Origin of the sequence: Arthrobacter sp. N199823, assembly GCF_002929705.1 — a bacterium.
Lineage (GTDB): Bacteria > Actinomycetota > Actinomycetes > Actinomycetales > Micrococcaceae > Specibacter.
Window position 1 is genome coordinate 1 of the sequence record NZ_PJIN01000019.1, and the last position, 24,803, is coordinate 24,803.

General features: G+C 64.6%; 23 protein-coding genes and 3 pseudogenes. 15 read left to right on the forward strand and 11 right to left on the reverse strand.

Going from position 1 to position 24,803, the window contains the following annotated elements; genetic code table 11:
- Window positions 1-361, reverse strand: a pseudogene (locus CXQ93_RS19515) (hypothetical protein); the annotation flags it as partial.
- A 92-nt stretch (window positions 362-453) separates the two neighbouring features.
- Window positions 454-837, reverse strand: a complete 384-nt coding sequence (locus CXQ93_RS19520; protein WP_104112077.1) for a transposase — start codon at window positions 835-837, stop codon at window positions 454-456.
- Window positions 838-1,303: 466 nt separating this feature from the next.
- Between CXQ93_RS19520 and CXQ93_RS19525 the strand changes: the two genes are divergently transcribed.
- The 13 genes and pseudogenes from CXQ93_RS19525 to CXQ93_RS20525 all read left to right on the forward strand — a co-directional run bounded on the left by CXQ93_RS19525 (window position 1,304) and on the right by CXQ93_RS20525 (window position 16,115).
- Window positions 1,304-1,642, forward strand: a complete 339-nt coding sequence (locus CXQ93_RS19525; protein WP_258069131.1) for a heavy-metal-associated domain-containing protein — start codon at window positions 1,304-1,306, stop codon at window positions 1,640-1,642.
- Between the two features lie 253 nt (window positions 1,643-1,895).
- Window positions 1,896-2,363, forward strand: a complete 468-nt coding sequence (locus tag CXQ93_RS19530; protein ID WP_104112078.1) for a hypothetical protein — start codon at window positions 1,896-1,898, stop codon at window positions 2,361-2,363.
- A 143-nt stretch (window positions 2,364-2,506) separates the two neighbouring features.
- Window positions 2,507-4,993, forward strand: a complete 2,487-nt coding sequence (locus CXQ93_RS19535) for a cation-translocating P-type ATPase (RefSeq protein WP_104112079.1) — start codon at window positions 2,507-2,509, stop codon at window positions 4,991-4,993.
- Between the two features lie 54 nt (window positions 4,994-5,047).
- A complete protein-coding gene (locus tag CXQ93_RS19540; RefSeq protein WP_104112080.1) occupies window positions 5,048-7,453 on the forward strand; it encodes a phosphoketolase in 2,406 nt (801 codons plus the stop codon).
- A 1-nt stretch (window position 7,454) separates the two neighbouring features.
- Window positions 7,455-10,715: a beta-phosphoglucomutase family hydrolase gene (locus CXQ93_RS19545; protein WP_258069132.1), complete on the forward strand. Its 3,261-nt coding sequence runs from the start codon at window positions 7,455-7,457 to the stop codon at window positions 10,713-10,715.
- Window positions 10,712-11,776: a type II glyceraldehyde-3-phosphate dehydrogenase gene (locus tag CXQ93_RS19550; protein WP_104112082.1), complete on the forward strand. Its 1,065-nt coding sequence runs from the start codon at window positions 10,712-10,714 to the stop codon at window positions 11,774-11,776. Before CXQ93_RS19545 ends, CXQ93_RS19550 begins: the two co-directional genes overlap by 4 nt.
- Window positions 11,773-12,045, forward strand: a complete 273-nt coding sequence (locus CXQ93_RS19555) for a DUF2933 domain-containing protein (RefSeq protein ID WP_219817398.1) — start codon at window positions 11,773-11,775, stop codon at window positions 12,043-12,045. The genes CXQ93_RS19550 and CXQ93_RS19555 overlap by 4 nt, the downstream gene beginning before the upstream one ends.
- A complete protein-coding gene (locus tag CXQ93_RS19560) occupies window positions 12,038-12,718 on the forward strand; it encodes an isoprenylcysteine carboxylmethyltransferase family protein (RefSeq protein ID WP_104112083.1) in 681 nt (226 codons plus the stop codon). Before CXQ93_RS19555 ends, CXQ93_RS19560 begins: the two co-directional genes overlap by 8 nt.
- A 306-nt stretch (window positions 12,719-13,024) precedes the next feature.
- Window positions 13,025-13,960 carry a DMT family transporter gene (locus CXQ93_RS19565; protein WP_104112093.1) on the forward strand — a complete coding sequence of 312 codons (936 nt, stop codon included), beginning with the start codon at window positions 13,025-13,027 and terminating at the stop codon, window positions 13,958-13,960.
- Window positions 13,961-14,080: 120 nt separating this feature from the next.
- Window positions 14,081-15,129 (forward strand): annotated as a pseudogene (locus CXQ93_RS19570) (zinc-dependent alcohol dehydrogenase family protein); the annotation flags it as partial.
- 232 nt (window positions 15,130-15,361) lie between these two features.
- The gene (locus tag CXQ93_RS19575; RefSeq protein WP_146073289.1) at window positions 15,362-15,571 is read left to right on the forward strand and encodes a hypothetical protein; all 210 of its coding nucleotides are present in this window, start codon (window positions 15,362-15,364) and stop codon (window positions 15,569-15,571) included.
- Window positions 15,572-15,588: 17 nt separating this feature from the next.
- Window positions 15,589-15,885, forward strand: coding sequence for a hypothetical protein (locus tag CXQ93_RS20520; RefSeq protein WP_146073290.1), 297 nt, complete (start codon window positions 15,589-15,591; stop codon window positions 15,883-15,885).
- Window positions 15,885-16,115: a hypothetical protein gene (locus tag CXQ93_RS20525; protein WP_146073291.1), complete on the forward strand. Its 231-nt coding sequence runs from the start codon at window positions 15,885-15,887 to the stop codon at window positions 16,113-16,115. The genes CXQ93_RS20520 and CXQ93_RS20525 overlap by 1 nt, the downstream gene beginning before the upstream one ends.
- A gap of 379 nt (window positions 16,116-16,494) precedes the next feature.
- On the opposite strand, the gene CXQ93_RS21205 is transcribed toward CXQ93_RS20525, so the two are convergent.
- From CXQ93_RS21205 to CXQ93_RS21215, 3 genes are all read right to left on the reverse strand, one after another.
- Window positions 16,495-16,749 carry a hypothetical protein gene (locus tag CXQ93_RS21205; RefSeq protein WP_258069133.1) on the reverse strand — a complete coding sequence of 85 codons (255 nt, stop codon included), beginning with the start codon at window positions 16,747-16,749 and terminating at the stop codon, window positions 16,495-16,497.
- Window positions 16,750-16,895: 146 nt separating this feature from the next.
- Window positions 16,896-17,270, reverse strand: a complete 375-nt coding sequence (locus tag CXQ93_RS21210) for a hypothetical protein (protein ID WP_258069136.1) — start codon at window positions 17,268-17,270, stop codon at window positions 16,896-16,898.
- Between the two features lie 53 nt (window positions 17,271-17,323).
- Entirely contained in the window at window positions 17,324-18,148 is an 825-nt protein-coding gene (locus CXQ93_RS21215; RefSeq protein WP_258069134.1) for an AarF/ABC1/UbiB kinase family protein, read from the reverse strand.
- A gap of 315 nt (window positions 18,149-18,463) precedes the next feature.
- Here CXQ93_RS21215 and glgX point away from each other — a divergent pair, with 315 nt between their 5' ends.
- Window positions 18,464-20,638, forward strand: a complete 2,175-nt coding sequence (gene glgX / locus CXQ93_RS19595) for a glycogen debranching protein GlgX (protein WP_104112094.1) — start codon at window positions 18,464-18,466, stop codon at window positions 20,636-20,638.
- Window positions 20,639-20,651: 13 nt separating this feature from the next.
- Here glgX and CXQ93_RS19600 read toward each other — a convergent pair whose 3' ends face one another.
- Window positions 20,652-21,329 carry a hypothetical protein gene (locus CXQ93_RS19600; protein WP_104112087.1) on the reverse strand — a complete coding sequence of 226 codons (678 nt, stop codon included), beginning with the start codon at window positions 21,327-21,329 and terminating at the stop codon, window positions 20,652-20,654.
- 7 nt (window positions 21,330-21,336) lie between these two features.
- Window positions 21,337-21,501: a hypothetical protein gene (locus tag CXQ93_RS20935; RefSeq protein WP_219817399.1), complete on the reverse strand. Its 165-nt coding sequence runs from the start codon at window positions 21,499-21,501 to the stop codon at window positions 21,337-21,339.
- Window positions 21,502-22,307: 806 nt separating this feature from the next.
- On the opposite strand from CXQ93_RS20935, the gene CXQ93_RS19610 reads away from it, so the two are divergent.
- Window positions 22,308-22,886, forward strand: coding sequence for a class I SAM-dependent methyltransferase (locus tag CXQ93_RS19610; protein ID WP_104112095.1), 579 nt, complete (start codon window positions 22,308-22,310; stop codon window positions 22,884-22,886).
- Window positions 22,887-23,182: 296 nt separating this feature from the next.
- Here the strand turns inward: CXQ93_RS19610 and CXQ93_RS21410 are convergent, their stop codons facing one another.
- From CXQ93_RS21410 to CXQ93_RS20800, 4 genes and pseudogenes are all read right to left on the reverse strand, one after another.
- On the reverse strand, window positions 23,183-23,500 hold the full coding sequence (locus CXQ93_RS21410; RefSeq protein ID WP_104112089.1) for a tyrosine-type recombinase/integrase: 318 nt from the start codon (window positions 23,498-23,500) through the stop codon (window positions 23,183-23,185).
- Window positions 23,433-23,960, reverse strand: coding sequence for a tyrosine-type recombinase/integrase (locus tag CXQ93_RS20530; protein ID WP_146073293.1), 528 nt, complete (start codon window positions 23,958-23,960; stop codon window positions 23,433-23,435). The genes CXQ93_RS21410 and CXQ93_RS20530 overlap by 68 nt, the downstream gene beginning before the upstream one ends.
- 12 nt (window positions 23,961-23,972) lie before the next feature.
- Entirely contained in the window at window positions 23,973-24,101 is a 129-nt protein-coding gene (locus CXQ93_RS21220; protein ID WP_258069135.1) for a hypothetical protein, read from the reverse strand.
- A 176-nt stretch (window positions 24,102-24,277) separates the two neighbouring features.
- A pseudogene (locus tag CXQ93_RS20800) lies at window positions 24,278-24,803 on the reverse strand (hypothetical protein); the annotation flags it as partial.

Below are 24,803 nucleotides of genomic sequence, written 5' to 3' on the forward strand. Positions count from 1 at the left end.
GACCCGTGGCGCCGCCGTCCGTGGAGGCCGCGGCAGCAAGTTCTTCGGCGAGCAGCCCGGCGATGTGGAACACCCCGTCCACGCAATCCAGGTCCTGGCCCAGCAGTGTCGCCAGCAACTCCCCGGCCTGTGCCACAGCCGTCTCCAGCTCCTGCCCTTCCAGCACGGTAAGGGCCGCGTGCCCGTCCTTGGCCAAGGCATCCACGACCTGTTTCCGAGCCGCCGCATCATCCCACGCACACACCGGTTTCCCCGCCGAGGCGTAGTCATCATCCCGGGTAAGGACCGCACGCAGCCGGGCCTCCAACCCGGCATCGGCGACCCGCAGCAGGCCCCGGATGCCCGAGCGGAGAAGCGTCATGGTATCCATCGTGGCCACCGCGTCATACAACGGGGTTGAATCCAGCACCCGCTTGCGCCTCACCAACCCGGCCGCCCTCGCCGCGTCCAAGGTCACCTGAAAATTCGTTCGGGAGCATTCGAGGCGGCCAAACGGGCCCGCATGTCCACCAGCACGGTGTGCACGAACCCCTGGTAATCAAAGTCCAGCCCGCCCGCGGCGTACTTCCAGCGCGCGTCAAAAGCGAATCGGTCCACCACTTCACGGTCCGAGCAGTCCTCGATCCGCTGCAGGACCATGACAACGGCAACGATCATCGGCGGCACACTGCGCCGGCCCACATCGGTAAAGAGATCAGCGAACATCTCATCCGGGAACAAATTGAAGCACTCCCGATGCAACACCGCATAAATGGAGTCCTCGGCGACCCGGCCATGACAAAAGTTAACCGTGCTGCGCAGCAAGTCACCCTGCGTCGGCGCCAGACCTAACGTCATCAATCACTCCAGAGTCCCGGGAATCAATTACCCAATTTTCCCAAAGGACACGCCCAGACCGGGGACCGCCACACCACCAAATGAAGAACACCAACTACCCAGGACCACAACGGCACCAACACCGCCGGCACCTTCCCCGGGGCCGGTTACACCACGAATCCCTTGGAACAACACCGGGCGCATTCTTCCGGCACCCTGCCCCCCGTTTTACGTCGAGCTTTTGGATCCGCCTGCCAACAGAACTGAACCGGTGAAACCCGGGAAGCGTTGCTCGAAACATGAGCCAAGACACAAGGATAATCCATTGACATATACCCCGTGGGGGTATACCTTGAGATTACCGGAACACGCTGTCTCAGACCCGCGAAGGGCCCTACGCAATGAAGGTCCCCCGCGGTGCTGAGCCGGGCTACCTCCACAGGGAGACCCGTTCCACCGCACCTCTACCAACCATATTGAGGAGATCATGATGTGCGGACCTACGGCCCAGGAAACCTCCCGCAACGCTTCGAGCCAGGCAGGCTGTTCCTGCTGCGGCCCGGCCGGGGACTCAGGACTGCAGATACAAACGAGTACCCCTGCCTCCACTGTCGCTGAGTATCTGGTCGACGGCATGACGTGCGGGGGCTGCACCTCCAGCGTCTCCAGTGAGATCGGCAAACTGGACGGTGTCAACGACATCCGGGTCTCGCTGGTGCCGCGCGGCACCTCGACGGTTACGGTGCGCAGTACCGGACCGTTGTCCCGGGAGGCTGTCCGCGCCGCGGTAGCCGATGCAGGCTATGAGCTCGCCGGAAGCAGATAGCCACTCCCGCCGCGCCGGCCCGCACTGTGCGGGCCGGCGCGGGCACCCCGTTACACGCGAAAACGCCGGCGAAGACGCATCCGTGGGCTCCCAATTCGTTATTCCCCTGGACCCTTCCGCCACTAGGTGAAGGCCTCGCGCTGGTGCGGTCGCTGGAAACAACGGCTCAAGGCGCCTAACGACACTGTATGCTCGAAAGTGGGGTCTGCGCCACGGCAGGACTTTCGGATCGAGGATCAGGGGGGGGAACACAATGTCTGGTGCAGGGCTCCGCGACATTCGCTCCCCCTTGTCCGCGTGGTTCGCGGCACTTGCGGTGCTCGCCGTTATTGCCGCAGGCGTCATTGGCTTGCAGACGAACTCAGGCCAGTCGTCCGAAGCCTCCGGGTGGAGCCATCACCTCGCGTCCTCCGTACTGTCGGATTCAAAATCGCCCGATGGTAGCCACAACCTCTCCAACGACGGAGCTGCTGCAGCGGACGTCAACGCATCAGCCTTCCCCGGGAATCCGGCCCGCCCTGGCCATTGCCCACCTGGCGAGGGGCAGCAAGCGAACTGCTCCACCGGCCTAGCCCCTGCCCTGATGACGTTATCTGTTTCGGACAGACCTGGTTTCAGCCCCACTTTCGTGATGGTAAAGCCGCCAACGGCCGCAGCCGACACCTCCACGAGGCAGACGTACCCCGCCTCTCTGGTCCTGCTTTCCACCCTCCGCATTTAGGACATCTCTGCCCGGATCCGCTGGCTTCTTGGCATCAGCTGACGTTCAGCTCCTTCCGCCGCGGCGTGCTCCCGGCGAGCAATGAGCTGAGCTGGAACTTTAGGACCACATGAAGTAACTCATTTCCGAAAGGGACAATCCTTATGAATCAGAAAACCCAAACCGCGGTCATGGAGGTGGCAGGCGTCCACTGGGCCTCGTCAAAGTCCGTCAGCGAATCCATGCTGTCCCGCCGGCCGGGGGTACTCAGCGTGGAAACCAACCCGGTGGCGCAGACCGCCAACGTCACTTTCGACCCGGACCAGACCACGGTCGCGGAGCTGACCCGGTGGGTGCGTGAGTGCGGTTACCACTGCGCCGGACAGTCGGTGCCGGAGCACATCTGCGACCCCATGCACGAAGACCATGCCGGGCACGGAACCCATTCAGGACCCGGAACGACGGCGCTGAAGGAACCCGCGGCACCGGGCCGCGCTGACATCCCGGTTCAGGACGCGAGCGATCACGGGGAGCTTGCCGGCCATGGCCAGGCTGCGGTCCGAGACGCGCAGGAAGTCATGGGCCACGGCGGGCACGGCGGGCACGGCGGGCACGGCATGTCGATGGAATCCATGATCCGGGACATGCGCAACCGGTTCCTGCTCGCGGCCCTGCTCTCGATACCCATCACCCTCTGGTCGCCTATCGGGCGCGAGGTCCTCGGCTTCACGGTCCCGGCCCCATTCGGCCTGCGCGACGACGTCTTCGCCTTGATCCTGTCCCTGCCGGTGATTTTCTACTCGGCCTGGATCTTCTTCGACGGCGCCTACCGCGCGTTGAAGGCCCGCACCTTGGACATGATGGTCCTGGTCGCCGTCGGCGTCGGAGCGGGCTGGCTCTACAGCCTCTTTGTCACGCTGAGCGGCGGCGGTGACGTGTTCTATGAGGCGGCCACCGTCCTGGCCACCTTCGTGCTGTTGGGCCACTGGTTCGAAATGCGGGCGCGGGGGGGCGCCAACGACGCCGTCCGTACACTGCTCGAGCTCGCACCCTCGATGGCCCTGGTCATCCGCGATGGACAAACGGTGGAAGTCCCGACCGCCGAGGTGATGCCCGGTGACCTGATGCTGGTCCGCCCGGGATCGAAGATCCCCACCGACGGCATGGTGGAGGACGGCGAGTCCGAAATCGACGAATCCATGGTCACCGGCGAAAGCCTGCCGGTCGCCAAATCCGCCGGCTCGGAGGTGATCGGCGCATCGGTGAACACCACCGGCACCCTGCGCGTGCGCGCCACCAAGGTCGGCGCCGACACCGCCCTGGCGCAGATCGTCGCACTGGTGCAGGAGGCCCAGAACTCCAAGGCCCCGGGCCAGCGCCTGGCCGACCGGGCCGCGTTCTGGCTAGTGCTAGTGGCACTGATTGGCGGCTCGGCGACGTTCCTGGCCTGGTGGCTGGCCGGCGCCAGCGTGGCCCAGGCCATCCTGTTCGCCATCACCGTGGTGGTCATCACCTGCCCCGACGCCCTCGGCCTGGCCACCCCCACCGCGATCATGGTCGGCACCGGGTTGGGCGCCAAACGCGGCGTGCTGTTCAAGAACGCCACGGCACTGGAAACCTCCGCCCGCATCGACACCGTCATTCTTGACAAGACCGGCACCCTGACCAAGGGCGAACCGGAAGTCACCGATTTCATCGCCCACGGCATCGGCGAGGATGAACTCCTGGCTCTCGTCGCCGCCGTCGAACGCGAATCCGAGCATCCCCTCGCCGCCGCCGTCGTCAACTACGCCGTCACCCGGGGCGTGCCCTCGCTGGACGCCAAGTCCTTCCGGAATGTCCCCGGACACGGCGCCGGAGCCACCGTGAACGGGCGACAGGTCTCCGTCGGGAACCGCAGACTCATGGCCGCCGAAGGCGTCGACATCGGCCCCGTGGCCGAACAGCGCGAGGCACTGGCCTCCACCGGGCGCACCGCTGTGCTGGTCGCCGTCGACGGCCGCGCCGCCGGCGTCATCGCCTTGGCCGACGCCGCCCGCGAAACCGCCGCCCCCGCCGTGGCCGCCCTGCACGAGGCCGGGATCGAAGTGGTCATGCTCACCGGCGACAACGAGGCCACCGCCAAACGCATCGCCGCCCAGCTGGGAATCGACACCGTCATCGCCGAGGTGCTGCCCGAGGACAAGTCAGCCAAGGTGACAGAACTGCAGAAGGCGGGTAAACGGGTCGCCATGGTCGGCGACGGCGTCAACGACGCCCCCGCACTGGCCCAGGCCGATCTGGGCATCGCCATCGGCGCCGGCACCGACGTGGCGATCGAGACCGCCGACGTCGTGCTGATGCGCTCCGATCCATTGGACGTGCCCATCGCGCTGCGCATCGGCAAGGGCACTGTGCGCAAGATGCGACAAAACCTGGCCTGGGCCATCGGCTACAACGTGATCGCCCTGCCGATCGCCGCCGGGGTCTTCTACCCGGCCTTCGGCATCATGCTCAGCCCCGAGATCGCGGCCATCTCCATGTCCGGTTCCAGCGTGATCGTCGCCGTCAACGCCCTGCTCTTGAAGCGGCTTCACCTGCCGCAGCCGGGCGGGACCATGGGCCAGGCCACGAAGGCCGCTCCAGCACCCCAACCCTCCGGCGCGAAGTAGATACAGCATTTCAGATTACGACCGTCATGACCAAGGCGAAAGGCAACTACAACCATGAACCACACTCAGGAACTGTCCGAGAAGGATCGCGTACTGACACCCGATCAGCTTCAGCGCATCCATGCCTGGTGGCGGGCGGCAAACTATCTGTCCGTGGGGCAGATCTATCTGATGGACAACCCGCTGCTGCACGAGCCGCTGCTGCCGGAGCATATTAAGCCGCGGCTGCTGGGGCACTGGGGCACCACCCCGGGACTGAACTTCATTTACGCCCATTTGAACCGGGCCATCATGGAACGGGATCTGGAGATGATGTACGTCATGGGCCCGGGTCACGGGGGGCCCGGGCCGGTCGCGGCGGGGTGGCTGGAGGGAACCTACAGCGAGACGTATCCTGATGTGTCCCAGGACCTGGCTGGGATGAAACGGCTGTTCAAGCAGTTCTCCTTCCCGGGAGGCATACCCAGCCACGTCGCCCCGGAAACCCCGGGATCCATTCACGAAGGCGGGGAGTTGGGGTATGCCCTGTCCCACGCCTACGGGGCGGCTTTTGACAACCCGGATCTGATCGTCGCCGCCGTCGTGGGGGACGGGGAGGCAGAGACCGGGCCGCTGGCGGCGAGCTGGCACTCGAACAAGTTCATGAACCCGGCACGTGACGGTGCTGTCCTGCCGATCCTGCACCTGAACGGCTACAAGATCGCCAATCCCACGGTCCTGGCCCGCATGGACCGGGACGAACTGGACGGGCTGCTGCGCGGCTACGGCCACACCCCCTACTACGTGGAGGGCGTAGACCCGGAGCATATGCACCAGGACTTCGCCCGCGCGCTCGATGCCTGCCTCAATGAAATCCAAGAGATCAAACGCGCCGCCCAAGAGGAAGGAGCAACGGAACGGCCCCGTTGGCCGATGGTCGTTCTTCGGTCCCCAAAGGGGTGGACGGGCCCGGCCGAGGTCGACGGGAAAAAGGTCGAGGGCTCCTGGCGCTCCCACCAGGTACCGTTCAGCGCCGCTCGGGAAAACGAGAGCCACCGAGAAGTCCTGGAGCAGTGGCTACGCAGCTACCGCCCGGAGGAACTCTTCGACGAGTCCGGGGCCCCTGTCGAATCCATTCGCAACCTCCACCCTTCGGGGCCAAAGCGGATGAGCGCCACCCCGCACGCCAACGGCGGAATCCTGCTGCGAGACCTGCGGATGCCGGATTTCCGCGACTACGCTGTGCCGGTGACAGAACCTGGCACCGGTGCGGTGGAAGGAACACGTGTCCTCGGGCAAATGTTGCGCGATGTCATGGCGGCGAACATGGAGAACTTCCGGGTCTTTGCCCCGGATGAGAACAACTCAAACCGCCTCTCAGCAGTCCTGGAAGCCACCGACCGTACCTGGAACGCACAGACCGTCCCCGAAGACGACCATCTGGCCCGTGACGGGAGGGTCATGGAGATTCTCTCCGAACACACCTGCCAGGGCTGGCTCGAAGGCTACCTGCTTACCGGCCGTCACGGGTTCTTCTCCTGCTACGAGGCGTTCATTCACATCGTGGATTCGATGTTCAACCAGCACGCCAAATGGCTGGACACCAGCAACGGAATCCCCTGGCGGCGGCCCGTCGCCTCCCTGAACTACCTGTTGACTTCACACGTGTGGCGGCAGGATCACAACGGGTTCTCGCACCAGGACCCCGGATTCATCGACCTCGTATTGAACAAGAAGCCTGAGGTAGTGCGGGTCTACCTGCCACCGGATGCGAACACATTGCTGTCCGTGGCCGATCACTGCCTGCGCAGCCGCCAGTACGTCAACGTCATCGTCGCTGGCAAACAGCCGCAGCTGCAGTACCTGAGCATGGCTGACGCCATCGCGCACTGCACCAAGGGCATCGGCATCTGGGACTGGGCGAGCACCGACAAAGACACCGAACCCGACGTGGTTATGGCCTGCGCCGGGGACGTGCCGACGATGGAAAACCTCGCCGCCGTGGATATCCTGCGCTCCCATTTCCCGGACCTGTCCATCCGGGTGGTCAACGTGGTGGACCTGCTCCGGCTGCAGGATGACGCCGAGAACTCCCACGGCCTGACGGACCGTGAGTTTGACGCGCTGTTCACCTCGGGCAAGCCGGTGATCTTCGCCTACCACGGCTATCCGTGGCTGATTCACCGGCTCACGTACCGGCGCACCAACCACGGCAACTTCCACGTCCGCGGGTACAAGGAAGAAGGCACCACCACAACACCGTTCGATATGTGCGTGCTCAACGAGATCGACCGGTTCAACCTGGCCATCGACGTCATCGACCGGGTGCCGCGGCTCAAGGATGTGTCCGCCCACGTCCGCGAGGAGCTGAAGAACAAACTCATCGAGCACCGCCAGTACATCCGCACCCATGGCGAAGACATGCCAGAAATCAGGAACTGGCAATGGCCGGCTGATGAATCACGAGAGGAACCCGTTTAGCATGGCCTCCGCTCGGCCCGGCGGACTACACCCGCCCCAGACGCCCGCGCACCACACCAGACTGCCCTATGAGGCGGTGCTCTTCGACATGGACGGGGTGGTCACCCGGACCGCCAGTGTGCACGCGGCCGCCTGGAAGGAGCTCTTCGATTCCGTCCTGGCCGACTCGGGATCCGGCGTGGGAGCGGACACGCCGCCGTTCGACGCAGACCGGGACTACCGGCTTTACGTGGACGGGCGGAGCCGCGAAGACGGCATCCGCGCCTTCTTGGCCTCCCGCGACATCCGGCTTCCCGCAGGGAGCGCAGGGGACGGGCCGGATGCCTGGACTGTTGCCGGGCTGGGGGCCCGCAAGAATGACCTGTTTCTGGCCGCGCTGGACCGGGACGGTGTCAGCGCCTATCCGGGAACCGTCGCGCTGCTGGAGCGGCTGCGCGACGGGGGCATTCCCGTGGCTCTCGTCACTGCCAGCCGCAACGCGCAGGTTTTGCTGGAGGCCGCGGGCCTGGCGCCGGCATTTGATGTGATCGTTGACGGCCAGGTGGCCGCGGATCAGGGTCTGCCCGGCAAGCCGGATCCGGCGACATTCCTCGAGGCGGCCCGCCGGCTCGGCGTGCCGCCGGGGCGTGCCGTGGTCATCGAGGATGCCGTGGCCGGGGTCCGGGCCGGCAGCGCCGGCGGTTTCGGACTGGTGGTCGGGATCGACCGCACAGGGTACCGGGAGCAACTGGAGGCGGCCGGTGCCGACATCGTCCTCGGCGACGTCGGCCAGCTGGATCTCGGGGCCTCGCGCACCGACCCCTGGACGCTGGTCTACGAAGGATTCGACCCGGCGCACGAGGGCCACCGGGAGGCCCTGACCGCCCTGGGCAACGGATACATGGCCACGCGCGGTGCGCGCCCGGAGCACCGCGATAACGGGATCCACTATCCCGGCACCTACCTGGCCGGCGTCTACAACAGGACCACGGGTCTCATCCACAGCCGCGAGCTGGAAGAAGAGCACCTGGTCAACGTCCCCAACTGGCTGCCGCTCGACATCCGCATTGGCGACGGCCACTGGTGGTCAACCGGCGAGATAGTGGTTTCCGAGGAACGAAGCGAACTCGACCTGCGCCGCGGCGTGCTCACCCGCCGCGCCACCCTCACGGGTCCCGAAGGCGGGCAATTGGCCGTTGCGCAGCGGCGACTGGTCTCCATGGACAACCCCCACCTGGCGGCCCTGGAGATGACCGTGACGGCCCACGGCTTCACCGGCACCGTGAGCATCCGCACAGGCATCGACGCACAGGTCGCCAACTCAAACGTGGGTGCCTACGTCGGCACCGGCCAGATGCATCTGACCGACGTGACATTTACCGAGACGGACGGCAACACCGTTCTCTGTGACGTCCAAACCAACCAGAGCCGAATACGCATCGCCGCCGCGGTGCGAACCGAATTCGACGGCCCGGAGGTGAAATCCCGTGATACTGAAAACAGTAACGGACGGTATCTGCGACAGTTCGAGCTCCGCCTGGCCGACGGAGAACCGGCCACGATGACCAAGACGGCGGCGCTGGCAACCTCCCGGGACGCCGCCATCTCATCGCCGTCGGTCGCCGTTTTGGCGGAGCTGTCCCGGAACGGTGACGGATTCGACGCGCTGCTCCGAGACCACGAAGCGGCCTGGCGCCGACTGTGGGACCGGTTCGGGATCACCCTGGACGCGGACCGGCAGTCGCAGTTGATCCTTAATCTGCACGTATTCCACGTACTACAGGCCATCTCGGAACACAGTGGGACCTTGGACGCCGGCGTGACTGCTCGGGGCCTGCACGGGGAAGGATACCGCGGGCACGTCTTTTGGGACGAGCTATTCGTCATGCCTGTGATCGGGTCCCGCCTCCCGCACGTGAGCCGCGCACTACTGGAATACCGGTGGCGCCGGCTGGACACGGCGCGTGAGGCCACGCGGGCACACGGCCTCAAAGGTGCCCTGTTTCCTTGGCAGAGCGGCAGCGACGGCCGGGAGGAGACCCCCCGCGGGCTTTATAACACCCGCTCGGCCCGGTGGATGCCGGATAACTCCAGCCGCCAGCGCCACGTCGGACTCGCCGTCGCCTACAACGCTTGGCAGCACTTCCAGGCCACGGGCGATCGGGACTGGCTGGCCGCGCGCGGGGCGGAACTGATCATTGAGGTGACCCGAATGTTCGCCTCCCTGGCGGCCTTCGACCCCTCTGCGGACAGGTATCACATCGACGGGGTCATGGGACCAGACGAGTACCACGACGGATACCCGGATGCGCCCGGGGCCGGCCTGCGCGATAACGCCTACACCAACGTGCTGCTCTCCTGGGTTTGCGACCGCGCGGCCGACGTGCTGGACGAACTGGCAGGCCATCCCGGCGACCACCTGACCGACCGGCTGCACATCACCCCCGATGAGATCAGCGAATGGTCGCGGCTCGGTTCCAGGCTCGCTGTCCCTTTCCACGCCGACGGGGTGATCAGCCAGTTCGACGGGTACGATGACCTGAGCGAACTGGACTGGGCCCGCTACCGCACCACATACGGCAACATCGGGCGGCTGGACCTGATCCTCGAAGCCGAAAACGACGCCACGAACCGGTACAAGCTGGCTAAACAGGCCGACGTGCTGATGCTCATCTACCTGCTCGGGCCCGCCGGCGTGACCGGCCAGCTGGACCGGCTCGGCTACCAGGTCACCGAAGCGGACCTGGAACGCACCATGGACTATTACCTCTCCCGCACCGCGGACGGGTCCACGCTCAGCCGCGTGGTGCATGCCTCGGTGCTCGCCCGGTTCGACACGTCCCGGGCGTGGCAGGTCTTCCGCGAAGCCCTGATCGCCGACCTGGACGACACCCAGGGCGGCACCACGCGGGAGGGGATCCATCTGGGCGCCATGTCCGGGACGGTCGACATTGTGATGCGCTCCTTTGCCGGGCTTCAGATGGAGGCGGATGCCCTGACCTTTGATCCCCGGCTGCCCGCCCACCTGGGCAGCGTCGGATTCCAGGTCCGGTACCGGGGCCACCGGATCGACATGCACCTGAGCCCGGAACACCTGCGGGTCCGGCTGCAGCCCTGCACCGCCCCCCCGGTCCGCGTCGGCGTCGCCGGAAGCTACGTGCTGCTCGCCGGCGGCGACGAAAAGGAATTCCCCATAGCGCGGCCCCGAACGCCGGGACCGTCAGGCCAGGGACCAACCATACAAGAAACCACGCAACCGCAAACCGGAAAGGCAGACCAATGAGCAAGATCAGAGTGGGCGTCAACGGATACGGGGTCATCGGCAAACGGGTGGCGGACGCCGTCGCCCTGCAGCCCGACATGGAACTGGTCGGCATCGCCGACGTCGTCACTGACTGGCGGATCCAGTCCGCCGCCGGGCGATTTCCCCTGTTCGCCTCCACCGACGAAGCGCGGGAGGCCATGGGCCGGGCGGGGCTGTCCGTCGCCGGGGGCCTGGAAGATCTGCTGGGACAGGTTGACGTCATTGCCGACACGACGCCCAAACACGTAGCAGCGGTCAACCTGCCCCGCTACCGGGAGGCAGGTGTCAAGGTCATTCTGCAGGGCGGGGAAGCCCACGAGACAACGGGGCATTCGTTCGTCGCCCAGGCCAACTTTGACAGTGCCCTGGGACGGGACATGACCCGGGTGGTCTCCTGCAACACCACCAGCATCGTGCGGGTCCTGGGTGCACTGCAGGATGCCGGGCTGCTGGCCAAGGCCCGCGGAGTCCTCATCCGCCGGGCCACCGACCCGTGGGAGTCGCACCTGGGCGGGATCATGAACACGATGGTCCCGGAACCGAAGATACCGTCGCACCAGGGCCCGGACGCCCAAACGGTCCTGCCCGGCCTTGACCTGGTGACCATCGCGGCCAAGGGGGCCCACACCCAGACCCATAACCACTACTGGACCCTCCAGCTCACCCGGGCAGCCAGCCGGGAGGAAGTCCTCGCGGCGCTGCGGGCCGCACCGCGCATCGCGTTCATCCGGATGGCCGACGGGCTAGTCGCGCTGAACTCGACCATCGAACTGATGAAGGACCTCGGCCGGCCCCGCGGGGACATGTGGGAAGTCGCGGTCTGGGAGGACCTGGTCACCGTCCAGGGCGACGAGGCCTTCCTGACCTACCAGGTCTACAACGAGGCCATCGTCGTGCCCGAAACCATCGACGCCATCCGCGCCCTGACCGAAACGGCTCCCAATGCGGCGGCCTCCATGAAGATCACCGACTCAACACTAGGCATGAGAAAGGACTTCCTCACCGAGAATGTGCCCGCCCTGCCGGGAGACCATCCATGAGCCACGACCACCAGCATCCGGACGGCAGCCAGCCAGAGCCGCGTCTTCCCATGCATCCGGTTCCTGACCGCAGGGCCTTGCTTATCCGTGGCGGGCTGACCGTCCTGATTATCGTTGCCGTGATCTACCTGCTGACCAGCCACTGGCTGCACCTACTCGACGCACTGCCCTACCTCTTCGTCGCCGGGATGCTGGGGATGCACCTCTTCGGCCACGGCGGCCACGGCGGCCACGGGCACACTACCGGAGGAAGGACGAACGATGCCTGAAGACTACGGCTACAACCTCTGGTTCCTGGTGATCCTGAACTCGGCCATCTTCATTATTTTCGCGTTCAGCTTCGTCAAGCCCCGGACGAAACTGGACTGGCGGGGTTTCGGCGGCTTCGCGGCCTTCATCATCGCCCTGTTCAGCGAGATGTACGGCTTCCCGCTGACCATCTACTTCCTCTCCGGCTGGCTGGGCAGCCGGTTCCCCGACTTGAACCTGCTGACACACAACTCCGGGCACCTGTGGCAGGACCTTTTCGGCTGGCAGGGGGACCCGCACCTGAACCCGCTGCACCTGCTCAGCAACGTGCTCATCGCCGCCGGCTTCATCCTGCTCTACCAGGCATGGCGGATCCTCTACGCCGCCCAACGCGAAAACCGGCTGGCGGCCACCGGCATCTACGCCCGCGTGCGCCACCCCCAGTACCTGGGGTTCCTGACCATCATGTTCGGTTTCCTGCTGCAGTGGCCCACCCTCCTGACACTGATCATGTTTCCGATCCTCGCCGTGGTCTACCACCGACTGGCCAAACACGAGGAGAAGGACATGACGGCCGAATTCGGGGATGAATACCGCGACTATGCCCGCCGGGTGCCCGCCTTCATACCGAGGCCGAGGCCGGGCAAGACCAACCCGAGGCCCACCGGGCCGCATGGCTCGGACACCCGGTAGCGGCCGGTGCGCCGCCAGCCTCGACCGGTCATTCCCTATTCTCGTGATGGCTGTCGTTCCTGCTGCCGGTTCTCCGGGGCGCAGCCATCGCTGCTGCCCCGGCGCCCTTGGCCGCTTACGTGCGGCCGGCAGCGGGACGGTACCCGCCGGGTCGCTGGCTCCGTTTCGCGTAGCCTGATGATCACGTACCGGCCCGGAATTCAAGTCAATGATCACGGCTGTAGGAGATGAGGACGAACGTTCATGAACCTCTCGGACCGCCCTTCGTCCCGATTCCGTTCCAGCGGCGGCAACCACGGTGCTCCCATGCGTAAGCATGATGGAGGCATCACTGCGGGACCGGCCGGACGGGGGCACCCCTTGCGGCGGCCGAAGCCGCTGCGCATGCTCTGGATCACCTTTGCTTGGGGATCCTGCTTTATGGCCATCGACATCGGTCTGAAGGACGCGCCGGTCCTGTGGTTCGCCACGTTGCGGGCGCTCCTCGCCGGCGCAGCCCTCCTCGCGGTGGCGGGGCTGCGGCGGACGCCGATGCCACGTGGACGCCGGACCTGGCTGCTGATAACGGTGCTGGGCGTTGTCAACGTTTCGGTGGCCTTCGGTGCCATGTTCGGCGGCCTGGTCGGGCTCTCGACGGGGGCCGCCTCGGTCCTGTCCAACGCCCAGCCATTGCTCATCGTGTTTCCGGCCTGGTGGATCTACAAGGAAAAAGTGTCACCGCGGACGTTGGCCGCAGTTGGTGTTGGCTTTGCCGGGCTGCTGGCTGTGGCCGCGCCGGCTGGCGCGGGCACCGGGGCTTGGCTGTCGTTGATCTCTGCTCTGGCGATTACGGCCGGAACGCTTATTTCCAGGCAGCTGAAGGCCAACGTTCTGCCGGTGATCGGGTGGCATTTCGTAATCGGCGGCTTAATACTGGCGCTGGCAGCCTGGCTGACCGAGGGGACCCCGACCATAAATTGGAGTGCACGGTTCGTCGGCATTCTCCTGTATTTGTCCCTCGTGGGGACCGCCGCGGCATTCCTCGGCTGGTTTACCGAGGTCCAGCACTGCCGCTTGGATACACTTTCGGCGTGGACCTTCCTCGTGCCGGTGTTCGGCATCTTGTTGTCGATACTCGTCCTGGGAGAACCCCTGACCTTCTGGAGTGTTGTCGGCATGGGCCTGGTTGTACTGTCCATGGGCTTCCTGACAGTGCCTGGGAAACGCCGTGTCCAGTCGCCCCGGAAGTTTCCAGGCCGATAGACGGCACAACGTCCGCTGGCCGGGGTGCCCTGCGCCTTGGTATGCTCACACCGGTCACAGCGGTCGAAATGCTTAGTTGTCCGAACGCTTGCCGCGGGGCAACACTGAGAAGGCGCAAGGAAGGCACTTGTTTCCGGCGGACCGGGACAGAAATCCTGGCCGGACGTACCTGACCCAAAAATCGTCAACCCCACTGACGCCATCGTGCGGATCGACACGACTAGCATCTGCGGTACCGACCTGCACATCTTCAAAGGTGACGTCCCCGCCATCCAGCCCGGACGGATCCTCGGCCACGAAGGGGTCGGCACGATCACGGAGGTCGGCGCGTCCGTCGGCAGCCTCAAAGTCGGCGACCGGGTCATTATCTCCTGCATCAAATCGTGCGGGCACTGCGCCAACTGCCGGACAGGGCTGTACTCGCACTGCCTGGGCGATGAAGGACAGTCCGGCATCGGCTGGATCGTCGGCCACCTCATTGACGGCACCCAGGCCGAATATGTGCGCGTCCCTTATGCGGGTAACTCGCTGCACCTGCTGCCCGAAGAGGTCAGCGACGAGCAGGCCGTCATGCTCTCGGACATCCTGCCCACAGGGTTTGAAATCGGCGTCCAGTACGGCCGGGTCAAGCCCGGCGATACGGTCGCGGTGATCGGCGCCGGGCCGGTCGGGCTGGCAGCAATCGCCACGGCAGGACTTCACGAGGCCGCGACCATCATCGCCATCGACCTCGACGGGAACCGGCTGGAGCAGGCCAAAACCTTCGGCGCCACCGAGACCGTCGTTTCCGGATCCGGTTGGAAAGAACAGGTCCTGGCCCTGACGGATGGCCTGGGCGTGGATGTTGCCATTGAAGCCGTGGGCCTACCCCAGAGGTTCGAGATGGCCACCCAGACCGACCGGCCCGGAGGCAACGTCGCCAACGTGGGTGTTCACGGAAAGCATGTCGAACTGTACTTCGAGGATCTGTGGATCCAGAACATCAACATCAGCATGGGGCTCGTTAACACCAACTCCACGCCCATGCTTCTCAGGCTGGTGGCCCAGCAAAAGCTCCCTGCGGAGAAATTTGCGACCCACAGGTTGGCCCTGGAGAACATCCTGGACGCGTACGACACCTTCCCCGGGCGTCTGAAACCAACGCCTTGAAGGTTGTGATCACGCGTTAGCCGGCTTCATTGAGGAGCCTGAAGCAACCTGATCGGAGGAACTACAAAGGAACAAGAGTCCCGTAAGGTGTCTGAGTCCCTTCCTTGTACTGCTTCTCCACGGGCATGTACTTTGATGGGAGATTGGAACATCAACTGCCATGAATCTAGGCTTGCAGCGCTATCAGGAGATTTTGAAAATTTTCGCCCGCCACGGGTTGGGACAGACCCGCACACGAGCCCGGACATGCCGATGAGTAAACAGCATGTTGCGTGTTGCATGGAACCGGCCGTGGGTTGGTTCCCCGTTCCCCTGGCCGCCGTTTGGTGGATGGTTCAAGCGGGAAACCGGTTCCGCGCCGCGCTGTCCTCAGCCAACGATCCCGGTGCAGAGAACGCCGGCAGTGGCACCGCTGCCCCCATGCTGTTGTCCCGGATGATCAGCTCGGTGGTGCGCCAGTGACGGAGTGCGCCCCCTGCTTGACCCGGCCGCTGCCGCTGCCACAGCGTGTCGAGTCGGTCCGGACGGCCATTGCGGCAGAGACGGAGCCGCTGGTCACGCTGACGCATCTGTTGCAGCTGTGCCGTGACGAGCACCCGGTGCTGCAGGAGCGGATGCACTATCCGGCCTGCCGGGTGCGGGCGGCACAGATCGTAGCCGGCGTGATGCCGCTGCTACCCGCCCAAGCGTCGGCGGTCGTGTTCGGCCCGCAGGCCCGCAGGCCCGCGGTGCCCTCGCGGCAGCGCTGGCCCCGGACCCGGGCCTGCCGGCCGTAGTGGTGGCGCGGTCCCTGGCCGAACTGCTCGACGAACACTATTTCCGCAGCTTCCGGGAGTCTTTTCGCCGCCGCAGCCCCTATCAGCCGGGGGTGGGCGATCCCATCCCGCTGGACAGTCCCGATCTGCGGCAGGTCACCGAACTGCCGCCGACCTCTCCGCCGTGGCGGCTGGCCAGCCGCCTGGACGAGACCCGCCATATCCGGCTGGCCGGCGAGTGGGCCATGTAGTTCCAGATCATCTTCGACTATGGTCTCGCCGGCGCTCTCAGCGGCCTCATCGGTCCTGACACCTTCGTGGCGACCTGCCATGCCAACCAGACGTTGTACGAGTTCCGGTTCCCGGTGGATACCCGGGGCCTTACCTTCCCGGTCCGTCCCGCGGACGAGCCGGGGGAACCTGCCCTGACGGCGGACCAGGACACACCAACCGGATCTCGTCCTGCCCCGCTCGGAGCCGTCACCGGAACCGTCCTGGATCTGCTCAGGGGCATGCTCGACCTAAGTGGGACACCGGACAACACGACAGCCAGGGCCGGCCCCGTACGGGGACAGTCCTACAACCACTGATCCTCCGATCCTGAAAGCAGTCACAGTGACAGGTGGCGGGTCAGCGTTTCTTCCGGCGCGCGGTCCAGGCTAGATAGGAACCCAGCGTAGCGCCCGCACCGAGTCCTGCTCCCATAAGCGGCCGCGCCCATCGGCGGAACTCTTCCTTGTCTGCAACGACCAGTTCGCCCACACCTCTGATGAACGCGGCGGCCACCAGGCCCGCCACCAGGCGGTTGCCGATGCGCTCGGCACGTCCCATGAGGGGCTCGAGTTCGGCCGCGCGCAGATGCAGTTCGACGCCGTCCGTATCCATGAGGTCAAGGATCCGGCGGATCTTCCCGGGCAGCTCTACGCCCAGTTCGGCGGCATCCAGACCGGCCTGTCCCAGCCGCCCGGCATAGGCGGAAGGTGAGATGCTTTGCAGTGCCAGCCGCTGCGCATAGGGGCTGAGCGTCTCGGTCAGGTTGAATTCCGGATCCGGATCCCCATGCCTTCTGCCATGAGAACCATTTTCAGGATCAGCGCTATTTCACGAGCCAGCTGCAGGTGGTGCTCGCGCAGCAAGGTGAGCAACCGGCCGATCAGCGGCGTGATGTCAATCTCGGCCAGCTGGCGGTCCTGATAAAGGGCCATGACCGCGGTGAGGTCTGCGCGCAGCTGCGCACGGTCCACGGGCCGTTTCGTGATAGATAGGTCCAGCAAGGCCGAGGCGGCCCGCTCCGGGTCGGAGCGGGCCAGTGCGACCAGCAGGACGGCGAGTTGCCCCCGCAGCTTCTCGTCCACTTCACCGACCATGCCGAAGTCGATCAGCCCGATGCGGCCGCCCGTTTCGATGAAAAGATTTCCCGGATGAGGGTCGGCGTGGAAAAACCGTCCTCGAAGATCATCTACGCAATGGCGGCGACCGCCCGGCCGGCCAGCGGGCGGCGATCAATCCCGGCCCGGTCCAGGCCTTCCAGATCATCGATCTTCACCCCGCTGATCCGCTCCAAGGTCAGCACCCGGGAGGTGGTGGTGCGCCAGAAAACCCGCGGAATGTGAATGTCCGGATCCCCGGCGAAGTTCCCGGCGAACCGTTCCGCGTTCCGCCCTTCCTGCAAATAGTCGAGTTCGGCACGCAGGGTCCGGGCGAACTCCTCAGCCAGACCGGTCAGGTCGTCGTCGTCGGCAGCCTCCCACCGGCGGGCCGCCTGGGCGGCCAGATTCTGCAGGATCTCCAGGTCCTCCTGAATGCGTGCAACAACGCCGGGCCGGCGGACCTTGACGACGACGCGCGTCCCGTCTTTGAGGATGGCAGCGTGCGCCTGCCCAATCGAGGCACTGGCCAGAGGTTCGCCATCGAACCCGGCGAAGAGCTCCTCAGGAACGTCGCCGAGTTCCTGCTGTACCAGCCGGCGCACCGTCTCAACGGGAACCGGCGGTGCCCCGTCTTGAAGCCTGGCCAGCTCCTGCAGATACTCCGGCGGCAGCAGATCCGAACGCGTTGACAGCAGCTGGCCGAGCTTGATAAACATCGGGCCAAGCTGTTCAAACGCCAGCCGAAGGTGCTCGGGATTCGTGTAGGGCATCCCGCGGGGCTCATGGCCCAGCACCCCGTGATGGAACGGGAACCACCGCTCAAGCCCGGTGATGCCGGAGAGGAAGCCCAGACCATGCCGGGCCAGAACCTCGGCGATCTCCCGGTACCGCCCAACGTGAGTGCTCGAGACCACAGGTGCTCCTTGCTGGAAGGCAGGATCGGCAGTGCGGATCGCCGCGAGACGGTCGGAATGACGTCGGTCTCAAGTAGTCGGCTTGTCCGGAGACCACTGCTACGCCTTATAGAATAGTACCGGTAGACGACCAGCCCCACAGGACGGAATAAACGGGTCCATGATCAGCACGAAGGTAGCGCGGACCTTTCGGTCCTCGTCCGCCATGTTGCTGACCGTTCTGGGGCTGGCGGCTGTGATCATGGGGATCCTGGGAATGCACCTCATGCCGGGTGCGCATGGATCCACCGCCGGATGTGCAAGGAGATGGTAGAAGTGCGTGTCTGGCCGGGAACCGCGTATCCGCTGGGGGCCACGTTTGATGGACGCGGCACCAATTTCGCCCTGTTCACCCGGTCCGGTACTGCGGTGACGCTGTGCCTGGTGGGCGGGGATGGTTCCGAGATGCGGGTGCCGCTGACCGAAGTCGATGGATACGTCTGGCACGGCTACCTGCCGGGGGTGGGGCCGGGACAGCGCTACGGATACCGGGTGGACGGCCCCTTCGAGCCATCCGCCGGCCACCGCTTCAATCCCAATAAGTTCCTGCTCGATCCCTATGCCAAGGCCGTCGAAGGTGCCCTGCACTGGGATCCCGCGCTTTTTGCATACAGTCAGACGGATCCGCGACGACTCGATGACTCCGACTCTCTGCCGCACATGATGGCCGGCGTGGTCATCGACCCCATATTCGACTGGCAGGGCGACACGGCTCCGAAAACCCCCTATCACGACACGGTGATCTACGAGGCCCATGTCAAGGGGCTGACCCGGCTTCACCCCGAGGTCCCTGAACCCCTGCGCGGAACCTACGCGGCCGTGGCCCATCCTGCAATCGTGGCGCATCTGCAAAAGCTCGGTGTCACGGCCATCGAACTGATGCCGGTCCAGCAGTTCATCCATGACCGGTTCCTTGTCGACGGGGGGCTGTCGAACTACTGGGGATACAACACCGTCGGGTTCCTCGCCCCACATAACGACTATGACTCCGCCCTCAACGGGGTCAGTGCGGTCACGGAATTCAAGACGATGGTCCGCACCCTCCACCGGGCCGGGATCGAGGTCATCCTCGACGTCGTCTACAATCACACCGGCGAAGGCAACCATCTTGGTCCCACCCTGTCCTTCCGGGGCCTCGACAATGCCTCGTACTACCGGCTTGACGAGGCCCGACGGGAGTTCTATGTGGACTACACGGGCACCGGAAACTCGCTCAATGTCCGCACCCCGCATGTCCTGCAGCTCATCATGGATTCCCTGAGGTACTGGGTGACCGAGATGCACGTGGACGGTTTCCGTTTCGATCTGGCAGCCGCCCTAGCCCGTGAATTCTACGACGTCGACCGGCTCTCCAGCTTTTTCGACCTCGTCCAGCAGGACCCCGTCGTCTCCCAGGTCAAACTGATTGCCGAGCCTTGGGACCTGGGGCCCGGCGGCTACCAGGTGGGAAACTTCCCGCCGAACTGGAGTGAATGGAACGGAAAATACCGGGACACCATCCGGGATTTCTGGCGCGGCGAACCTTCCACCCTCGGCGAGTTCGCCTCCCGCCTGACCGGCTCCTCGGACCTGTACGAGCACTCGGGCCGGCGCCCCATGGCCTCCGTCAACTTCGTCACCGCCCATGACGGCTTCACTTTGGCTGACCTTGTGTCCTACAACGACAAGCACAACGAGTCCAACGGGGAAGACAACAGAGACGGCGAAACCCATAACCGGTCCTGGAACGGCGGCGCCGAAGGACCCACCGCCGACCCCGCCGTCCTGCGGCTGCGCTCCAGGCGGCAGCGCAGCCTTATGGCCACGCTGCTGCTTTCCCAAGGGGTTCCGATGATCCTGCACGGCGACGAAGTGGGGCGGACCCAGCACGGCAACAACAACGCGTACGCCCAGGACTCGGACCTGGCCTGGATCAACTGGAACAGCGCGGACCAAGACCTCCTGGCATTCACCGTCGCCGTCAGCCGGCTGCGCGCGGCACACCCCACATTCCACCGGCGCCGGTTCTTCAGCGGAAAACCCGTCATCCAGCCCGACGGCGGACAGTTGCCCGACGTCGTCTGGCTGAGACCGGACGGCGGCCCGATGGCACCCTCGGACTGGACCCGGGGCACCGAACTGGCGCTGGGAATGTACCTGAACGGCAGCGGCATCCGCTGCTCCGACCTTACCGGCAGCAAGATGACCGACTCCGACCTCCTGCTCTACTTCAACGCCGGCACAGAGGCGCGGAAGTTCACCCTGCCACCGTCCGAATACGCGCCGAACTGGGAACTCGTCCTCGACAGCTCCCTGGAGGCAGCCCGAACAGACCTGGTTCCTGGGCGGGTCCTGGAAGTCCCGCCGCACACCCTGCTGGCTCTTCGGGAACCGGGAGCTGTGATACATGCCAAAGACCCCGTCGACACCCCATACTGCCAGGGCCTGGCTCGGGGGCCAGCGGCCGGGTGATGGTACAGAGGTGTCAGGCAGCCGTCCCAGCGGGGTTCTCATCGGGGCGGCGACGGTTTCGGGGAACGGTCCCCGGGCCGGTGGAGCAGGATCGTGAAACAGGTGGAGCATTCGGCCAGGGTTCCGACCGCGCATAAAAATCTTTGAGCGACCTCCAGGGTTCAAAGTGGACCCGCTCTATGAACGCCGTCTTGATCAGCGGCGTTTTGCCCGTCGCGTTTTTTGGGATGGTGTCCACCCGGTGTACTGAAATGCGCGGCACAAGGACATTCTGTACCACCAACGCGCCCCTGAGCGCGTCCACCACCGCCGCATCCGTTCCACCATCCGAACCTGCACCATGCGAACTGCCGCTCAAAAGTACCCGCAGTCCGTCCACCTCCTGAACTACCTGCCATCCACTCCCAGGCAGGGAATCCAGTACGTGATGGAACATGATCGGGTGTACGGCCACCTCTGCGCCCGATATCCCCGGCAGTCGCAGGATGTCCGAGCTGCGCCATTGAATGCCATCAATCCTCCTGAAGGGCAGAACCGCGCTGCCACTATCAGCCGCCAGCCGCAAGTTGTCGTCCAGTTCATAGCGGATGAGTCGCTGGGTCCGGCTGAAGAGTACCGTAATCAGGGCTTTGTCCCCGTACACACTCGGCGGCACGGAGCGGTTGTGTTCGTCAACGACCTCAACGATCACGTTGTCTTCATACAGATACAGGCCCGTGGGGTCTGCCGTCCCGGCTGGCAATTTCGACCAGGCTGCCGTCGTGCACGCCCAGGACGGCCGCGTCGCCGGCGCCGATGTTGAGTGTCTGTTCCGCGAACCATGGCAGGCTCCGTACCGTATCTGCCACACTGGGGTCAGGCATGTGCAGGCGGTGAAGGAGGGCGGGTCCGTGGACAACGGTGAGAGTTTTCAGGTCGTGGACGGGTCGGACGGGTCTCGGGCCGCCCTCGGCTAACGGGGGTGTCCGAGGCGCGTTTGCGCGGAGGACAGGTGCGGGCCGTGACCGGGGTGTGAAGCGGGAGGAAGGTTCGGCCCAGGCTTCCGGCCGCATACGAATCTTTGATCAATAAAATGCAGGTAGACCCAGCTCTATGCACGGCACCTCTTTTGATCCGCGGCGCGTTGCTGGTTGCGCTCTGTAACCGGGGGGCGGGGTGAAGGTGATGCACCGAACTGTGCGGGACGAGGACGTTCTGCCTCCGGCGGCCGCGGGACCGTCAACCATGCCCTGACGCCTATTCAGCTCGCCATGTCATTCGGGACCGGCCGAGAACCGGCACCCGCCGTAAGAAAGAATCTACGTACTCCTTCGAAGGCATGTTGAATTGACACAGGCAAGGACTAAGTTAAGTATTTTCCAGTCGACGATTCCGTTACGGCCTCCGGCGCAAGGCGTGCCGCCGGTCGATGAATCCAGGGCGACCTGGATAGGCACTTGTGAATCCTTTCCTACTCTTTCCAACCAGTTCTTGGACTGGATCCGTGACCCCAGGAGCATCTGTTGCCCTGCTGCTTGGATTGTCCGGGAGCCGAGAGAGGCTCGGTCGCGAAAGGGCAGGGCCCAGCGTCGACAGGCGGGCTGTTTCGACCGGCCTTGCAGGGGGTAAGATGGTGCCGCCCTTCCGCCCTCTCAGAATCATGCTGCAGACCTCTAGATCGGAGAGCTTTATGCCGAAGATGTCCCGAATTGAAACGGCGCTTTGCCGGAGCGCCTCCTGGCGGCACTTCACGGGATCTGTCGTCCTGCCCTGGGCGCTTCAAGGCCACGATATTCGTGGCGATGTACTCGAACTAGGTGCTGGCAGCGGCGCGATGGCGGCGGCGCTGTTGCAGCGGGCACCTGGAATTCGTCTGACGATCACCGACCTCGATGAGGGTATGGTAGCCAGCGCCCGCGGTCGCTTCCCAAGCCCGGCTCCCAAGGTGGAACAAGCGGACGCGACGGCGCTTCCCTTTGAAAGCGCGTCGTTCGATTTTGTGCTTAGTTTCTTGATGCTCCATCACGTCCTGAACTGGCAGGCTGCCATAGCGGAAGCAGCTCGGGTACTAAGACCGGGCGGTATGCTGATCGGTTATGATCTGACCGCCTCGCCGGCAGCCAAGCTGATTCACCTCGTCGACCGATCGCCGCACCGGCTCGCGCAGCCTTCAGAACTGACAGCCACAGCCCGGCAGGTAGGTCTCGATATATCTGTACGCACCGGTCTTGTGCACCAGGCAATGCGGTTCCGTGCACGGAAGCGGTAAGTCGTTGGGCGCCGCTGCTGGTAATCCGCGGCCACAGCTGGAGCTGGGGCATGGTCACCAAAGACCACGGCGTTACGGCATATCCGGGCGGACCGATCTCGCTGCAGCCTGCGCACTTCGCGGAACGTAGCCGTTTCAATCAGCGTGGGAAACGGAGGAGTAGAGACAGGCGAAGACCGACCGACATGTGAACCGAACTGAACATGTCTGCCCGGATTACTCATAGGGCAGCCCCATCGCATGCTTGACATCCAGCAGGCCCTGAATCTGAGCCGCCAGGGCGCTGACAAAACGATTCATGGCATTGCCCTTCTCGGCTCGATCCCTGCGAAATCAAGACAGCATGCCCGCATGCGTTCCTCATCGGCGCTCAGATAGTGCTTCGCCGAGGAAATGCTGCGGTGGCCGAGCGCTCCGGAGATCACCGGCAGCGGAGTGTCATCTTCGAGCATTCTGGTCGCCAGAGATGATCTCAACACTCGAAACCCGCGGCCCTGATCGGGTTGGGAACCGAGTCCTGCCCGGGCAAGGGCGCGAGCTGAGACGTCATACAAACCGTTTGAAGGCGCGAGGGCAACGTGCGGGGCCTGTGCACGAAGGAACACATTGGTCATCGTTCACCCCGGCAGGTCTGTCATGCAGCAGATAGGCAGCGATCACCTCCCCAACATCCGCCAACAACGGCAGGGTCAGCACAGCATCGGTCTTATGCTGCGCCAGGGTGATGCGTCCCTGCCGCCAGTCAATATCGGGCAGGTGCAGGGCAACGATATCGACGGGGCGCAACCTGGTAAGCGCCCCCAGCAACAGCATCGCCCGATCACGCCGTCCGACGACCTTGCCCGGGTCAGGCGAGTTCGTCAGCAACACGACCTTCTCAACGGACAGCACGGAAACATGCCTTACGCGCCGTGAAACGATCCGTGGAACAGCCCTGGCCAGGCCCGAGCAGTCAGTGGCTTCTTCGAGGAATCGGCACAGCACCCGCACGGATGTGAGCACTGACCGCATGCTGCCGGGCTGGTAACTCTCTGCCAGTGCAACCAAGGCTGAAGCCACATCTGGGCCAGTCAAAGCAGCAGGGCCTTAGATTCTCTGCCCTTGCCACGACGCCAGCGTCCGGCGACCAACGGTTGCGTACAGCTCCTGTGTGGTCTGGACCAGACCTTGCTGGGTCAGCCACGCCTCGAACTGCTCCTGAACCGGGCGAAACACGCTATTGAGTCCATCGTTCGGAGCCGTGTTCCTTGAGATATCCCACTGATACGTGCCAGTGTGGTCGACCTCAGACAGGACGAGTGCCGTCTTGCGCAGGATCTTGTATTTTCACTCCTTGAACCGCTCCGATGCGAATTCCGTGGCCAGGAAGCGCAAAGGCTCCCACGGTCACATCAAAGGTTGAACTCACCGGATTCCTCCATTCTAAGGATGAGCAGCGTCCGGTCAGTGATAGGCGTTTCCATGTGGGCGGCGAGAATGCCCCGCCACAAAAGATGGAGGATCACCGGACGCACCGCCATCTCGTCAGTCTCCGAAGGACACACGGCCCTGACGATGTCGACTAAGGGAGCCGACCCGTTACATGAGTCGATGGCACGCATGGCCAACTGTCGATCAAGATGAGTCGACAGTCGCCCGCAGGCCAGCATCTTGATGTTCCGGAGCATGGTCTCCGAGGCCCATGACCACACCTCGTAGTCCCAACCATGTTGGGCGCAAACCTCGACAGTCCAATCGAAAACGGCGACAGTTTCGGGATCCTCAAGCCGCGACTTCGGCTTCACATCAACGATGCGGATCCGTCCAAGGTTCGATCGGAGCATGGCATCGGAAACGCCGGTGATGCTGAACCGGCCGCCGGGCTGCTCGCCGAAGAACTTGCTGCCGCGGCCTCCACGGACGGCGGCGCCAGAGGTT